We start from the raw sequence: 16,816 nt of genomic DNA on the forward strand, positions 1-16,816 counted from the left end.
AAATAAATTTTGCTACGTACCACTTCATATTGTTAATAGTCATAAATAAAAAGGAATTCGTCATGTTAAGACAAATATCTATAGGCGCTCGCGCCAGTATTGCTTTCGGGCTGATAGGAATACTCATCCTTATTCTGGGTATTTTTGCGTTAAACCGGATTGGAGTCATTGATAACGAAGTAACCGTTATTACCGACAAACAAATGCCAGCTCTTGACAACGTTAATGCTATAAACCGCGATTTTCTCATGGTGCGAATTCATTCAGCCAACGTTTCCAGCTATATCAATGACGCTGACCGTTTAGCAAATTATAAAACCCGGCTTGCCGATGCGATTGACTCACTTAAGCGTAATCAGAACGAATACGAGAGTGTTATCGAGGATTCTCAGGCCAGAGAGTTATTTAATGAATATAAGGCGCTTGATAAAGAATTCTGGCAACTTAACGACCAATTCAATCAGTTGGTTGATGCGGGGCTTACAGACGCCATTGCCTCGATAAGGGAAAACAGCATACTGCCACTGACCAACAAGATAACCCAAAAGCTGCAAGAGCTCCACAGTAGAGAAAGTCTTCTGATTCACGAGGCGTCAAATGACGCACACGGCGTAGCCGAAAATGCCAGCCTTGCCGTTATTATTGTACTCATAGTCGCTATCGTGTTGCTGGCGCTGTTTGCTATTACGCTGACCCGCAGCATTGTATCGCCAATTGGCGGAGCCGTTGATTTTGCAGAGAGTATCGCCAAGCGTGATTTAACTCAGAGTATTGAAATTATTGGCAAGGACGAGCCGGCACAACTGCTGCGTCAGTTAGAGCGCACACAAGCCGAGCTGCGCAACTCCATTACCACCATATCAGAATCGTCAGAGCAATTAGCCTCAACCTCTGAAGAGCTAAGCTCAGTGACAGAAGAGTCCACCCGAACTATTCAGCAACAGTCGGAAGAGTTAGAGCAAGCAGCAACTGCGGTAAACGAACTGACCACCGCCGTTGAAACTGTGGCTCAGGATGCACAAAACGCCTCTGAGGCTTCTGATGAAGCCAACCAGCAGACTCAGCAGGGGAATGACCGCGTACGCCAAACCGTCCGGGCTATTGAAGAGTTGTCTCAGGAAATTGGCGATTCTTCCGGTAACGTGACGGAGCTGGCGGAAAAAGTTAAGAGTATTACGAAAGTACTTGAAGTTATCAGCGGCATTGCCGAGCAAACAAACCTGCTCGCACTCAACGCAGCGATAGAGGCTGCTCGTGCTGGTGAATCGGGTCGCGGATTTGCGGTTGTTGCTGATGAAGTTCGCTCATTAGCTCATAAAACGCAGCAGTCGACCGTTGAAATTGAAGACATGGTGAAAGCCATTAACGAATCCAGTGATCGCTCCGTAGCCACAATGGACAAGAGCTTAGAGCGCGCCACTAAAACTCTCGATGTAGCACGCGAAGCCGGTGAAGCTCTGCAATTGATTGCTACAGCCGTGAGTGAAATCAATAATCACAACACCTCTATAGCCAGTGCCGCAGAGGAACAGGCGAATGTGTCACGTGATGTGGATAAAAACCTGGTCAGTATTCGTGATCTGTCGAATTCAACTGCTTCCGGCGCAGAGCAAACCAATGCCTCCAGCCGTGAACTGTCGCGTTTGGCGGTTGATCTTAATGAATTGGTTAAGCGTTTTAGAGTTTAACTGTAGCTAATAAATTCTCGCCACAAATAAACAGAGCCGCTTCGGTTCTGTTTATTTTTCAAGCCCGTCCAGAATATACGTTAGAACTTACATACCCTAAAGAAATTTAGCTGCAAGAATGGAAATATATTTATCTACACCACTGTAGTATTCAGCTTCTTATCCCATATTGCTTATTAAAAATACAATCTAATTAGCCAGAATTAAAAAGCCCGTTAAAAAACTATTAATTTAAAATAATGCGGCGATAATAAAGCCGATTTAAAAACGAGGCAGTATAAGCGTGCCCGGTAACAAGTAACAGATGAAACATTTTTAAGGATCATCAAATGATAAGACAGTTTTCTATAGGCGTTCGTGCAAGCGTGGCTTTTGGCCTGATTGGAGCACTCACCCTGATTTTAGGTCTATTTTCATTAAACCGTATGGGATTAATACAGGCCAATATGAACTATATCAGCAATGAGCACGTGCCCGCTCTAGATAATATTAATGGTATTAGTAGAGCGTTTTTACGAGTCCGGGTTCACTCGGCCAACGTTGCCACATTCTATAGTGACGCAGATAGAATTGAGCAATACAAGGAACGTCTTGACGATGCTGTCGCCGATGTTAAACGTAACCAGAATGAGTTTAGTGAGTTCATAAATGATGACAAAGTTCTGGCTGAATACCAGAATTATATGGAACTGAATGATCAATATTGGCAATACCTCGAGCAACAGGAAAAGCTGATTGACGCACAACTGGGCGACGCTATTACGTCGCTCCGTGAAAAAAGCATGATACCGCTTACAACAAAAATTACGGCTAGCGTCAATAAAATGCTAGACAGAGAAAGGGAAATAATTAACGACTCAAAAAATCAATCTAACGAGGTGGCTGAAAATGCCAATACCGCAGTCATTATCGTTTTATTTGTCGTTGTTGTATTGCTGATTTTATTTGCGTTTATATTGACCCGTAGTATTGTCAGACCTATCGGTGAGGCAGTCAGATTTTCTAAAACCATTGCTTCCCGTGATTTAACTCAAACCATTGAAATTGATGGTAAAGACGAGCCCGCTCAGTTGCTTCGTCAGTTACGTATAACACAAGAACAATTACGCGAGTCCATCGGTAAAATTGCCGAATCTTCAGAGCAATTGGCATCAACTTCCGAAGAGCTGAGTTCTGTAACTCAGGAATCCACCCGCACAATCCAGCAACAGTCAGAAGAGCTGGAACAAGCTGCAACAGCCGTTAACGAACTTACAACAGCGGTTGAAACTGTGGCGCAGGACGCGCAAAACGCGTCTGAAGCCTCTGACGAAGCGAATCAACAGGCACAACAAGGAAATGACCGGGTTCGTCAGACAGTGCGCGCTATTGAAGAATTGTCTCAGGAAATTGGAGACTCTTCCGGTAACGTGACGGAGCTCGCTGACAAAGTAAAAAGTATCGCTAAAGTCCTGGAAGTTATTCGTGGTATCGCTGAACAAACCAATTTGCTGGCTCTGAATGCAGCTATTGAAGCCGCCCGGGCTGGTGAATCGGGTCGCGGATTTGCGGTTGTTGCTGATGAAGTTCGCTCATTAGCTCATAAAACGCAGCAGTCGACCGTTGAGATTGAAGACATGGTGAAAGCCATTAACGAATCCAGCGACCGTTCTGTAGCGACGATGGACAGGAGCTTAGAACGCGCCACTAAAACCCTGGACGTTGCGCGTGAGGCCGGCGAAGCACTGCAGTTAATAGCAACCGCTGTCAGCGAAATTAATAATCATAATGTTTCAATTGCCAGTGCCGCTGAAGAGCAGGCGAATGTCGCTAAAGACGTGGACAAAAACCTCGTCAGTATTCGTGATTTATCTAACTCGACAGCCTCAGGTGCAGAACAAACGAGTGCATCGAGCGAGGAGCTCTCTCGTCTGGCGGTTAGTCTTAACGAATTAGTGGAGCGTTTTAAAATTTAATGTTGTTCCTGACACTTTACCCCGCCTGACATTTACCTCAGGTGGGGTATCTCACCTGATGTGAACATCAGGCTACAGGGCTACGTAGCCTGACATTTATGTCAGGTCCAATATCTCACCTGATGTGAACATCAGGCTACAAGGCTACGTAGCCTGACATTTATGTCAGGTCCAATATCTCACCTGATGTGAACATCAGGCTACAGGGCTCACGTAGCCTGACATTTATGTCAGGTTCAATATCTCACCTGATGTGAACATCAGGCTACAGGGCTTATGTAGCCTGACATTTATGTCAGGTCCAATATCTCACCTGATGTGAACATCAGGCTACAGGGCTACGTAGCCTGACATTTATGTCAGGTCCAATATCTCACCTGATGTGAACATCAGGCTACAGGGCTACGTAGCCTGACATTTATGTCAGGTTCAATATCTGATTTGACGTAAACGTCAGCCCACCATAATATCCTTAATGAATACTGCCAATCAACAGCATAAATTAGACTAATGGTGTGACCAGCGTCTAATCTAAATCCGTGTTAACAAACCTATAACAACGGATTTAAAAATGAACAACTTGTTTGATTTTAGTCAACCGCTAGATGATCAGGCCAAAACGCTGTTTAGCGATGAGAACCAGACGTTTCTGGCCGAACTTGTCGATACCTTTCAACCCCGGCTTGAATCGCTTCTGAAAAAACGTCAGCAGCGCCAGGCTCAATATGATCAGGGGCAGTTACCAAACTTTGATCAGGGCACCAAAGACATCCGTGAAGGAAACTGGCGCATTGCGGAGCTGCCGGCTGATTTGAAAAAGCGACGTTTAGAAATTACCGGACCGGTCGACCGCAAAATGGTCATCAACGCTCTGAATGCCAATGTCGACTGTTACATGGCCGACTTTGAAGATTCGCAATCACCTACCTGGGAAGGCATGGTTAACGGTCAAATTAACCTGCGTGACGCCAACATTGGCGGCATGACCTACACCGACCCCGACAGTGGCAAACACTATGAAGTTGGCTCTGATCCTGCACTGCTCATTGCACGAGTTCGCGGCCTGCACTTACCGGAAAAGCATGTGCAGCGTAATGGTCAGGCAATTCCAGGCGCGTTAATGGACTTTGCGCTGTACTTTTTACTGAATTACCAGCAACGCCTGCAGCAGGGCTCCGGCGTTTATTACTACCTGCCCAAACTGGAGCACAGCGACGAAGCCAAATGGTGGGCCGATGTTTTTCATTTCACCGAGAAAAAGTTCAGCTTAAAAACCAGTACCATTCGAGCCACCATACTCATTGAAACCCTGCCCGCGGTTTTTCAAATGCACGAAATACTGCACGCCATGAAGGACCACATTGCAGCGCTTAATTGCGGCCGCTGGGATTATATTTTCAGTTACATCAAAACCCTGAAGGAACACCCTGAACGCGTATTGCCCGACCGCCAGGTGGTCAGCATGGATAAGCCATTTCTTAACGCCTACTCTCGTCTGCTGGTCAAAACTTGCCATCAGCGCGGCGCTCTGGCTATGGGCGGCATGGCGGCCTTTATTCCCAGCAAAGATCCAACCGAAAATGAGAAGATCCTCGCTAAAGTCCACGCCGACAAAACCCTGGAGCGTGATAACGGGCACGACGGTACCTGGATTGCTCATCCGGGACTTGCTGATACCGTCCGGGAAATTTTTGTCGACGGAATTGAAGGCGATAACCAGCTTCACGTACTGCGTGAAAACGATACCGGCATTGATCAGGCGTTGTTATTGCAGCCATGCGAAGGCAAGCGCACTGAAGCAGGCATGCGCACCAACATTCGGGTGTCACTGCAATACATAGCCTCCTGGCTGAACGGTAAAGGCTGCGTTCCCATCTACGGCCTGATGGAAGACGCCGCCACGGCTGAAATCTCGCGTACCTCTATCTGGCAGTGGATCCGCCACGGCAAAACGCTTTCCGACAACACCCCGGTCACTAAAGCGCTGTTCCGGCAATACCTGCAGGAAGAAGCAGACGTGGTGAAAAACGAAGTGGGTGAACAACGCTGGAACGACGAACCTTTTGAGCCGGCATTACAGCTTTTAGAAGAAATTACCACCGCCGACGAGCTGGTCGACTTTCTGACCCTGCCCGGCTACCAACAACTGAAATAACCATAAAATTCGCAACAGATAACGGAACAACAAGGACTTTACTTATGACAACCAAAAACCTTTCTTTCTCACAACAGGTTAAAGACTTGCAAAAGCAATGGGACACTGACCCGCGCTGGAAAGGCGTTGAACGCCCCTACAGTGCGGAGGATGTGGTGCGCTTACGCGGTACAGTGCAACCGGAATACACCTATGCCCGCAACGGCGCCGATAAACTGTGGCAGCTCATTCACGGCAAAGCGCAGGAAAAATTCGGCAAAGACTACGTCAACGCGCTGGGCGCTTTAACCGGTGGCCAGGCGGTGCAGCAAGTTAAAGCAGGCCTACAGGCCATTTACCTTTCCGGCTGGCAGGTCGCTGCCGACAACAATTCAGCCTGCAGCATGTATCCGGATCAGTCCCTGTACCCGGTGGACTCGGTACCGACGGTAGTTGAGCGCATTAACAACTCGTTCGCCCGTGCCGATCAGATTCAATGGTCAAAAGGCGTGACGCCGGAAGACGACAACTACGTTGACTACTTTGCACCGATTGTTGCCGACGCTGAAGCGGGTTTTGGTGGCGTGCTGAATGCGTACGAGTTGATGAAGCGCATGATCCAGTCCGGTGCTGCTGGTGTGCATTTTGAAGACCAACTGGCATCCGTGAAAAAATGCGGACACATGGGTGGCAAAGTGCTGGTGCCAACTCAGGAAGCCGTACAGAAGCTTTCCGCCGCACGTTTAGCTGCCGATGTTGCCGGTACACCAACGCTCATCGTAGCCCGTACTGACGCCAACGCCGCCGATTTGCTGACCTCCGATTTTGACCCGAACGACAAACCTTTTATTACCGGTGAACGCACTGCCGAAGGGTTCTATCGCGTGAAGCCGGGCATTGAACAAGCCATTTCACGCGGCTTAGCTTATGCTCCGTTTGCGGATCTTATCTGGTGTGAAACCGCTAAGCCCGATTTAGACGAAGCCCGTCAGTTTGCAGAAGCCGTTCATGCCAAATACCCTGGCAAGCTGCTGGCTTATAACTGTTCGCCGTCGTTTAACTGGAAACGTAACCTGGACGACGACACCATAGCTAAGTTCCAGCGAGAGCTTGCCGCAATGGGTTACAAGTTCCAGTTTATTACCTTAGCCGGTGTGCACAATATGTGGTACCACATGTTTGAATTGGCCCATGACTATGCCCGCAACGACATGTCGGCCTACGTTAAACTGCAGCAGCAGGAATTTGAAGCCGCAGACAAAGGCTACACCTTTGTGGCGCACCAACAGGAAGTCGGCACCGGTTACTTTGACGAGCTAACCAACGTGATTCAGGGCGGGCTATCTTCAGTTACCGCACTGAAAGGCTCAACCGAGGAAGATCAGTTTAAAACTTCCGCGTAAAACGCAGGTCGGCAGCATAAGGAAAGACATCCGTGAGTTCACCCTTGCGGATGTTTTTTTGTATACCGCACCAATAAGCAGGATCAACCAGTTCCGGATGGCGTTTCAGCAAACTGTCACGATATTTGGCCTGCGGCACTGCGAACTGCGCTATCTGCTCGGGGAACACGTCATCCGGAGCCATCGACACTTCCCAGTCGTTTTCCGGCAGCTTACGGAAACTCATGTCGGTTAAGTACCGCACTTCATCGTAATCATAAAACACCACGCGTTTATGGCGTGTGACACCAAAGTTTTTCAGCAGCATGTCGCCGGGGAAGATATTCGCCGCCATCATCTCTTTTAATGCGCGTCCATAGTCATCCATGGCTGCATCCACTTCTTCGTTATTGGCGTATTCTAAATACAAATTCAGTGGCGTCATCCGGCGCTCAACAAACAACTGGTGAATTACCAGAGTGTCGCCTTCTATCGAAATAGAGTTCGCGACGGTTTGCTTAAATTCCTCTAATAAGTCCGCAGAGATACGCTTAAGTGGCAACGCCACATCAACAAACTCCAGCGTATCGGCCATACGCCCGACCCGGTCGTGTCGCTTAACCATACGGTAACGGTCAATAACCGTCTGCCTGCCAAACTCCTTGGTACCACCCAACTTGTCTTTAATGACTTTAAACACATAAGGAAAAGACGGCAGAGTGAATACTGTCATGACCATGCCTTTTACCCCCGGAGCTGCTGCCAACTGGTCGTCGGTACGACGCAAATGATGCAAAAACTCCCGGTAGAACTCGGTTTTGCCCTGCTTATGAAAACCGACCGATGAATACAGCTCGGCCAGGGTTTTATGCGGCATTAGTCCCTTCAAAAACCGAACCAGTGCCGAAGGCGCCTCAGTTTCCACCATAAAATACGAGCGCGCAAAACCAAAAATCGTCGCCATGCGATCAGAACGGGTAATAAAAGCATCCACGTAAAGCTTGCCCTGCGAATTAATCAGCACCGGTACAATAAAAGGGTAATGATTGTTCTCTGTAACCACCCGACCGACAATATACGCGGCTTTGTTGCGGTAGAACGGTGATTTCAAAACATCGATACGCAGATTGTGGGCTTCAATATCGGTTTCTGTTGCGCGCTCAAAGAACTTATCGCGCAGCTGTTCAATATCATTTTCAAAATTCTCAAATTCACCACCTAAACCAATATCCTCAAACACCCGTGTCAGTGTTCCCTCCAACCCCTCAACTACCGGAAAATAAGAGTGACATTCGTTTTCCACTGGTACCGGAATGTGGTTCGCCAAAACGGTTTCCACAAAAATGTAGTCGTTATTAAAGTAGGCGCGGTCGAACACCCGGCAAAACACCGAGTTATAAAAGGTTTCGGCCAGCTCCGCCTGTGGGTGAAACTTAAGCAAGTGTTGATAACGCTGCCGGGTTGCCCGCCACAAACTTTCATCCAAATCAGTTCCTACACGACGTTCAACTTTTTTCGCCGTTGTACCCACCTGATGATCATAGTAATGAATACGCTCCGAAGCCGCCGACACAACCGCCGTCCAGTCACGCTGCAGGAAACGCTTACGCGCGCCATGGGTCAACGCCTGAAAACGCCGATAGTGGCTATGAAAGCCATCGAGAATACTTTTTGCCAGGGTCTCGGAGCTAAGTGTCATGGTCACATCTCCTGAATTCAGGTGTTTAACCTGAAAGTATCCGGAATAACGGCTTTTAATCGTTCAATGTCGCCGTCAGCTACGCCATTGTTTTTAAAATAAGCGGGCCATTCAGCCACCAGTTCCTGAATGTTTTTAACCAAGCTCTTTGCTTTATGTGGAGTAACACCAAACCGTCGGCATTGCGACAACACATTATTAATACTGCCTTCACGCCCATATTCACCAATACCCAAAGCATGTTGCCGAGCATTATTAATAGGCAGTACGTCATAGGCTGGCGAAAGCTTCCAACCGCCAAAATTTAAATCCCAGAGTAAGGCATGATTTCTACCGTGGTCGTCTGTGTTACCAATAAACACATTAAATACCATGCGCTTATAGAGTTCTGTTGCGTCTTCAGCGCGCTGACTGACCTTTCTCAAATACTCAGCCAATGCACCATAGGAGTATGTTGTCTTTAGCATGGCTTCGCTGACATTGCCCTCGGTCAGCAAAGAGTTTGCACTAATAAAGTGATGCGAGACATCCAGACCCCGACGATCAAACCGTTCGCTCATCAGCACGTCTTCTTCACCGGTAAGCAGCCGGGTGCTGGCAACATTGACTCCATCGACGTCATTTAGCATTGCCATTGTTGCGCTTTCTACTCTGGCAACGTTGTAGAGGTCGTCGGGGCGGTTAAATTTTAATAAATAAGCTTGTTCGTTATGCTGGAGTACAGTTTTTGGTCTGGCACCACCCATTGACTCGCCGTATTGAAACGCCTTTTTCACCTCAACAGAGACATTTTCTGAATTCAGAATTGCGTTTTTCCCGGCCAGCAACAGATCGATATCATTCAGTGTGTTCCTGGATACCTTAGCTTTTGACTTGGATTGAGAAAGGCTAAAACTAATAGCGCCCACACCCATAGATGCGCCGGCAATTAAAAACTCCAACTCATTTTCGGGTTTGGTTGTGCGCAACTGGGTAATCAGCTTTCGTCCCCAGGCATCAGCTCCGGCATCGGTTAAAACACCAAACAGCCCTTTGTTAGCGCGCGTCTCAAATAGTTCGTCCGTTAACGGCAAATGAACAGGATCCAGCGCAAAAGCATCCTTTCGGGCTAAATAGGACTGACCGTAGCGAAAACGGCCAATTTTGTTTTCCGGGTCATACCAAATAACACCACAAATGACAGGCTCACTCTCTAATCCTTCGATAAAAACATAGGCTTTAGAAGTCATTAGAAAAATCCTCTGAGTTTTTTCGGCGTTTTCGCTGAGGCGCGTTTGCCACCCTTGCATACTGATCATCCAGAACTGGAGTAAAATGCTCCAGCAACCCCAGCAATTCTAGAGCGGTAAATAATGTCAGCGAGTTAACTGAATGCCCGTTTTCCATGCGATAAACCGTATTAACGCCGCAGCCCAGCCGCTTGGCAAAATCCTGTTGATCCATTGTTAATGAGCGCTGACGCTTAATGAGATCACCAACCGTTTTTAAAAAGCCATCTGCACCATTCACTTTAACCACCAAATATCATTTATTAAAGCTTAATAAATTAATTATGGTGGATTAAAAGAAATAAGCAAGTCTCTTTCTTAATCCAGAGTAACGAAACAAGGCTGGCGTTATACATTCACCCTATTTATAATCCCGATAGATTTTTTATATTCCACTTATTCTGGATAGTTATGAACACCATCAAAGACATTGATCTGAACCTGCTGGTTTACTTAGATGTGCTGCTGCGGGAGAAGAACGTAACCCGTGCCGCAGCTCAGCTTAATATTACCCAGCCTGCCATGAGCAACGGCCTTAAGCGTTTACGCAACCTACTGAATGACCCTATTTTAGTGCGCACCAGTGAAGGTATGGTGCCCACCCAACGAGCGCTGGACATGCAGGAAGCCTTGCGTGGTGTGTTGTATTCGGTTGAGGAAATGATTCAGCCGGTGCGAGAGTTTGACGCCCCCACCAGCGATCAGGTGTTTCGTATTATGGCGTCCGACTATGCCGCCTCTACGCTCATGCCAAAACTGCTGGAAAAGCTCGATGAGCAGGCACCCAATGTCTCACTGGACATCATGACCCCCAGCGACATCAGCTTTCACGACGTGGAGAACGGCAAGGTGGATTTAGCCATTAACCGCTTTGAACAGCTGCCACAGTCCTTTCATCAAAAAAACCTGTGGAGTGATGAATTCTCCTGTTTGATCCGTAAAGATCACCCGCTGCTGGAAGACTACACACTGGACAATTACTTAAAGGCGCAGCACGTCTGGGTGAGTAAAACCGGTTTTGGTGTGGGTGTAGGGATGGATCCACACGACGTACAGAAGCTGGGCTGGGTGGACGACGCTTTAGACAAGCTGGATAAACGCCGCAAAATTAAGGTGTTTACCCGTAACTATCATGTGGCCATGTATCTGGCACGCCAGGGTCTGGTGGCTACCCTGCCAACCCGCGCAGCAGAACTGTATTCGCAGGACAGCCAACTGGTCATGAAAGAACCGCCTTTTCATATACCAGGCTTAACCCTGACCATGATCTGGTCACCCTTATTGCAACACGATGCAGGCCACCGCTGGTTCCGGCAAGTGGTAGCCGAAACCGCAGCGGCCTCTTAGCTGCGTAAACACTTAGTCTTCCCAGAAGAAAGCCTTACGTTTACGAGGCTCGGGTAACAGACGATCCATGGTGGTGGCGTCGTACAAAACGCCATTAACCATGGTGTGCGTCACTTTATCGGTATCCCGGATGTTCTCCAGCGGGTTACCGTCAATCACGATAATATCCGCCAGTTTGCCCTCTTCCAGTGAACCTAACGCATGGTCCATACCAAAAACACGGGCCGGATCAATGGTTGCCGTGCGCAGCGCTTCCAATGGCTCCATGCCACCCTGCGCCATCATCCAGATTTCCCAGTGCTGCGCCAAACCTTCACGCTGACCATGAGCACCAGCAAGGACTTCGACACCTAAGTCCTGCAGCTCTGTGGCAACTTCGGCATTATTAAAGTGGTTGTAGTGGTTATGCGGCGCTTTTTCGCGGCGCATTGCCTTACCCACTAAAAAGTCCATAGGAACATACTGTGTCAACTTGGGATGCTTCCATACATCGGTTTCCGCGTACCAGTAGTTTTCGCCCCAGATACCGCCATAAGCCACACCCAGGGTTGGTGTATAAGCTACATCACTTTGCTGCCATAACTGACGAATATCATCATAGATATTAGCTACCGGCAGTGAATGCTCGACCGTGGTGTGGCCATCCATGATCATGCTCAGATTATGCTGCAGCAATGAGCCACCTTCCGGCACCACCAGCATTTCCAGCTCACGTCCGGCTTCAACTACCTGTTGACGCTGGTTACGACGTGGTTGGTTATAACTCTTCACAGAAAACGCGCCCACTTTCTTCAGGCGTTCCAAATGGAACTTCGCATCTTCTAAACTATCCACATGCGAGGTGTAACCCGGTCCATTAGCACCGTATAAAATCGTTCCGGTTGAGAACAGTCGTGGTGCTGCAATTTTGCCGGCTTTTTGCAACTCAGAAGCCGCAAAAAACTCGGTCGTATCGTTAGACGGATCGTGAATTGAGGTTACACCAAAGGCCAAATTCGCGTATTGCCCCCAGTTTTGCTGTGGAATAATTTCCGCCTGCCCCTGACCGCCGTGCGCGTGCGCATCGAACAAACCCGGCATCACTGTTTTGCCCGTGGTATCAATAACTTCCGCGCCGGAAGGTACACTGACATCGGCTTCCGCACCCACCGCCACAATTTTATTATTGCGAACCACCACAGTACCTTGTTCGTAAACGGTATCGCCGTTCATGGTAATGACCTGACCACCCACAAAGGCGACGGTGGTATCCGGCACCATAGCGTCAGTTTCAAAACCAATATTCTGACCATTCTCTACTTTCAGGGTTTCGCTGTCGGTTTCAGCATTGAAGGCTTCATCAACCGAGGTGTGGTAAAACTCCGGCCCCAATGTCCAGTAAATCTGGTCACTGTTTGCCGTCCAGGACAGGTTCTCACCGGCACGAACGGACAGCTGACGCACCGGCATTTGATTGTCACCCGGCCCTACATTGATAACACTGCCACGCTCAACTAACGGCGTCACAAATACCTTAAAGCGTTCTGCAAAGGCCAGTTGTTTACCGTCAGGCGACACACGAAATTCGGTGGCTAACTCCGACTGATACAGCTCGCGTTGCTCCAGTGTGCGCAAATCAATCGCACTCAGGGTTGGCTTCGCGCCCGGTGTCATTAAATAAACCCGGTCGTTACGCGCACCAAACTGAGGCAAGTGTCCGCTTTCGGCTATTTGCTCAGGTTCTGCATTTTCAGACACCGCAACGCGGTACACCCCGTTTTCCAGACCAAACTTATCGGAAATTAAGTAACCCCCACGTATTTTGCGGTAAACCACATGCTTACCGTCCGGGGAGAACGTGGGTTCAACAAAGTTACCCTGCCCGGTATTCAGTACCTGCTCGGCGCCGGAGTTTAAGTCTCGAACAATAACCTGCGCCTGCTGTTCGTCATTCCAGCGGACAAACACGACTTTTTCTCCATCACGCGAGTATTGCGGGTACAGCTCAAAGTCTTCGCTGTTGGTTAAGCGCTGTGGTTCACCGTTAGGCAGAGAGCGCTGATACAGGCTCCCCAGAGCTTCATAAATAACCGCGTCACCCTGTGGCGACACTTGTGCCATACGCAACATTTTCACATCAAATTCGTCCGCTTCAACGTTTTGCTTAAAGCGCAACGCGTGCTGGACTTTCTTCTGGGTTTCAACTTTAAACGGAATAATGCGCGCGTTACCGTCATCAATATTCAGCTTCTGAATGTGTCCGCCAGCCCAAAACACTAATTGCTTCGAATCCGGAGTCCAGTCCATGGTCGGGTAAACCCCATGAATGGCCCAGGTTTCCTGCATGTCGCGTTCCATTTTCCCGTAAACCCGCTTGTGTTCGCCGGTCTTCAGGTCCAGCACATACAGCACGCTGTCAAAGTCTTCACGCTTAATGTAAGCCAAGTAACGTCCGTCGGGTGACGGTGTTGGGCGAATAGCCCCACCGGCACCGCTTATCAGCGTTTCAATCTCTCCAGTTTCACGCTCAAACCGCTTAATGGTGTAAATACCTTCCAGTGAATCTTTGCTGTAGTGGAAGGTCTTGCCGGGGGTATCATCCTGCGAAAAATAGATGTATTTACCATCGGGAGAAAACGCCGGCTCGCCTAAGTCTTTTTGATCATTCGGGCGTTCGGTTAGCTGCACACCCGAGCCGCCGCTGCGATGGTACATCCAGACTTCACCGGCACCTAACGAACGACTGGCGGTAAAATGCTTACGCGCCACCAGAAACTCGCTGTCAGGACTCCAGGCCGGGCTGTTTAATAAACGGAAGGTTTCTTCCGTTACCGCGCGGACGTTACTGCCATCGGCGTCCATCACCCAAATGTTGTCGCCGCCGCCCTGATCCGAAGTAAAAGCGATGTAGCGGCCATTTGGTGAATACACCGGCTGCATATGCCAGGCAATACCACCAATAAGCTTTTCAGCCTTGCCGCCGGCAAAAGGCATACGATAAATATCGCCCAGTAAATCAAACACAATGTACTTGCCATCCGGGCTTACGTCGATATTCATCCAGGTGCCGGAATTGACCGAGATATCAATACTTTTGAATTCACCTTCGGGGTTGCTGACATCCCAGCCCTGAGTTTGTTCTTCTGCCATGCCTAGCGGTGCAACGCTTAACAGCGACGCCAAAGCTAAGGTTAGTGTTGTTTTTTTCATGGTATAGCCTCATTAAAAATGTCTTACCTTTGTAAGGAGTTAAGATCCAAAAGTCCAGCCGCTAACGTTAAATGGTGAGGAAAGGTCGATTAATGGACTTTATAAGTCAGTAAGTTATAGTGAGAAAATATTCAGACAACCGGATTGAATATGAACGATGCCTTAGAAAGTATCCTGCTCGACGTGTCTAAGTCACCGGACATTGACGGCGGCGACTTAGAGAAAGCGTCTGAGTTAATCTTAAACTCAGCGCTAAAAGGGCTGGATATTACCCGGGTCAGCATCTGGCTGTTACAGCCCGATAAACAAAGTATGATCGCCGCCAAACTTATTGACGAAAAATCACCAGGTACGGATGTTCAGATACTTTATAAAAGCCAGTTACCGTCCTATTTTCAGGCATTAGAGTCCGAACGCACCATTATTGCTAACGACGCCCGCAGTCATCCGGCTACCACTGAATTAAATGATGGTTATTTGCAGGAAACGGGCGTTTACGGTTTGCTTGATGTTCCTTTACGCCATAAAGGCGAAATGATTGGTGTTATGTGCTGCGAAAGCCGCCGGAAAAACCGCATCTGGACCGCCAGTGAAATTGCTTTTGTCGGTATGCTGGCGGATATTTATGGTCGCGCAGTCAGTGCCGATGAACGTGAGAAGTTTGAAGCCCTGCTGATTCAACAAAATGAACAGCTGGAAAGCATGGTAGAAGAGCGTACTCAATCTCTGACCAAAGCACTGGATGACTTTAAACAGGCTCAGGAAAGGCTGATTGAAACCGAGAAAATGGCGGCTTTAGGTAAGCTGGTGGCCGGTGTCGCTCACGAAGTGAATACCCCTCTGGGCGTTTCAGTAACCGCCGTAACCCATTGCGAACACCGTCTGAAAAAACTGAATCAGGGTTTCGTCAATGGCTCTATCTCACGTAAGCAGTTACAAACCTTTATCGACAACACCTTTGAAGCTTATCAACTGCTGAGCAGTAACCTTGAACGCGCTGCCACACTCATTCAGAACTTTAAGAAAACCGCAGTCGATCAGTCCAGTTTTGAGCTGGTGAAATGCCAGCTCAACGACTACTTACACGCACTGGTGTTAAGCCTGAACCCTATGGTGAAAAAGAAAAAAGTCACCATCACTATTCATTGCAATGAAGATATTGTTCTGAATACGTATCAGGGGGCGCTGGCACAAATTGTAACTAACCTGGTCAGTAACACCAACGACCACGCCTTTGCCGAAGCTGACGAAAATCATCGAATTGACATCCTGACCGCAGAGGAAAATAACGGTGTCCGTTTTTCTTTTCGTGACAACGGCAAAGGTATGGACAGCGAAACCATAAAAAACATTTTTGAACCTTTCTTTACCACATCTCGCCAGACTGGCGGCTCCGGGCTGGGCTTATCTATTGTTTATAATTTAGTAACACGGAAACTCAAAGGCGATATTTCTGTCCAATCAACGCCTGGCGAAGGCACTGAATTTTCTTTTTTCTTACCTAATTTACCTAAATAGGACGTTGTATGCTCAAAGCTCTGCAAAACTTTTTTCAAAACACTACTGCCGCCGAACAGGCCAGCCTGAATAAGGCGGATGGTATGTCAGACAATGCATTCCTTTCACTGGTATTAATGACTGAAATCAGCCTTGCCGACGGTAAGTTATCAGACGAAGAACGCCAGCATCTGCTATACGAACTTGAGCACGAATATGACATTAAAGGCGAACAGGCCGAAAGTGCTATAAAAAAAGCCGTTAAAACAGTAAAAGAAGCCGCTTCACTGTACGAATTTACCGCTCAGCTAAAGGCACTGGTTTACGAAAAGCGAGTGGAATTATTGGAAAGTTTATGGGTCGTTGCCTACGCTGATGGTGAACTTGACCCTTATGAGGAAAGCATGTTGCGTAAACTGGCCGATTTACTCTATATCAGCCACGCTGATTACATCAAAACCAAACTAAAGGTCATGGATTCCTGAATGCGACTTTCGTCAACGTTAACGGCATCGGCTCTGCTGAGCGTTACTTTCGCTGCGGTAAGCCCTGCAGAAGAAGTGAGGATACGGAGCGCCTGGAGTAACTCAATAAAGCGTTAACTCATATTGAGAAAACAGGAAAACTTGATGAAATGCGCCAGTGCTGGAATATCCA

Annotated in this window: 11 protein-coding genes; 7 read left to right on the forward strand and 4 right to left on the reverse strand. The window is 48.1% G+C overall.

Annotated features, from left to right (window positions below):
* The first annotated feature begins 62 nt into the window (after positions 1 to 62).
* The 4 genes from DET62_RS09340 to aceA all read left to right on the forward strand — a co-directional run bounded on the left by DET62_RS09340 (position 63) and on the right by aceA (position 7,180).
* Positions 63 to 1,688, forward strand: a complete 1,626-nt coding sequence (locus DET62_RS09340) for a methyl-accepting chemotaxis protein (RefSeq protein ID WP_110013690.1) — start codon at positions 63 to 65, stop codon at positions 1,686 to 1,688.
* Positions 1,689 to 2,017: 329 nt separating this feature from the next.
* Positions 2,018 to 3,643 carry a methyl-accepting chemotaxis protein gene (locus tag DET62_RS09345; protein ID WP_110013691.1) on the forward strand — a complete coding sequence of 542 codons (1,626 nt, stop codon included), beginning with the start codon at positions 2,018 to 2,020 and terminating at the stop codon, positions 3,641 to 3,643.
* A gap of 571 nt (positions 3,644 to 4,214) precedes the next feature.
* Positions 4,215 to 5,798 carry a malate synthase A gene (gene aceB / locus DET62_RS09350; RefSeq protein ID WP_110013692.1) on the forward strand — a complete coding sequence of 528 codons (1,584 nt, stop codon included), beginning with the start codon at positions 4,215 to 4,217 and terminating at the stop codon, positions 5,796 to 5,798.
* 44 nt (positions 5,799 to 5,842) lie between these two features.
* Positions 5,843 to 7,180 (forward strand): isocitrate lyase, encoded by a 1,338-nt coding sequence (gene aceA / locus DET62_RS09355; RefSeq protein WP_110013693.1) that lies wholly within the window; start codon positions 5,843 to 5,845, stop codon positions 7,178 to 7,180.
* Here the strand turns inward: aceA and aceK are convergent.
* The 3 genes from aceK to DET62_RS09370 are packed head-to-tail and all read right to left on the reverse strand — an operon-like array spanning position 7,164 to position 10,367.
* Positions 7,164 to 8,858 carry a bifunctional isocitrate dehydrogenase kinase/phosphatase gene (gene aceK, locus DET62_RS09360; protein WP_110013694.1) on the reverse strand — a complete coding sequence of 565 codons (1,695 nt, stop codon included), beginning with the start codon at positions 8,856 to 8,858 and terminating at the stop codon, positions 7,164 to 7,166. The two genes, aceA and aceK, sit on opposite strands and share 17 nt — an antisense overlap.
* A 17-nt stretch (positions 8,859 to 8,875) precedes the next feature.
* Positions 8,876 to 10,087, reverse strand: coding sequence for a type II toxin-antitoxin system HipA family toxin (locus DET62_RS09365; protein ID WP_110013695.1), 1,212 nt, complete (start codon positions 10,085 to 10,087; stop codon positions 8,876 to 8,878).
* A complete protein-coding gene (locus DET62_RS09370; protein WP_110013696.1) occupies positions 10,077 to 10,367 on the reverse strand; it encodes a helix-turn-helix transcriptional regulator in 291 nt (96 codons plus the stop codon). Before DET62_RS09370 ends, DET62_RS09365 begins: the two co-directional genes overlap by 11 nt.
* Positions 10,368 to 10,537: 170 nt before the next feature.
* Between DET62_RS09370 and DET62_RS09375 the strand changes: the two genes are divergently transcribed.
* Positions 10,538 to 11,473 carry a LysR family transcriptional regulator gene (locus DET62_RS09375; protein ID WP_110013697.1) on the forward strand — a complete coding sequence of 312 codons (936 nt, stop codon included), beginning with the start codon at positions 10,538 to 10,540 and terminating at the stop codon, positions 11,471 to 11,473.
* A gap of 12 nt (positions 11,474 to 11,485) precedes the next feature.
* Here DET62_RS09375 and DET62_RS09380 read toward each other — a convergent pair whose 3' ends face one another.
* Positions 11,486 to 14,662, reverse strand: coding sequence for an amidohydrolase family protein (locus DET62_RS09380; protein WP_110013698.1), 3,177 nt, complete (start codon positions 14,660 to 14,662; stop codon positions 11,486 to 11,488).
* A gap of 150 nt (positions 14,663 to 14,812) precedes the next feature.
* Between DET62_RS09380 and DET62_RS09385 the strand changes: the two genes are divergently transcribed.
* Together DET62_RS09385 and DET62_RS09390 are read left to right on the forward strand one after the other, a co-directional pair.
* Positions 14,813 to 16,180, forward strand: coding sequence for a GAF domain-containing sensor histidine kinase (locus tag DET62_RS09385; protein WP_110013699.1), 1,368 nt, complete (start codon positions 14,813 to 14,815; stop codon positions 16,178 to 16,180).
* Positions 16,181 to 16,188: 8 nt separating this feature from the next.
* On the forward strand, positions 16,189 to 16,644 hold the full coding sequence (locus DET62_RS09390; protein ID WP_110013700.1) for a TerB family tellurite resistance protein: 456 nt from the start codon (positions 16,189 to 16,191) through the stop codon (positions 16,642 to 16,644).
* The last annotated feature ends 172 nt before the right edge of the window (positions 16,645 to 16,816 follow it).

This window comes from Idiomarina sp. H2 (assembly GCF_004364275.1).
Classification (GTDB): Bacteria; Pseudomonadota; Gammaproteobacteria; order Enterobacterales; family Alteromonadaceae; genus Idiomarina; species Idiomarina loihiensis.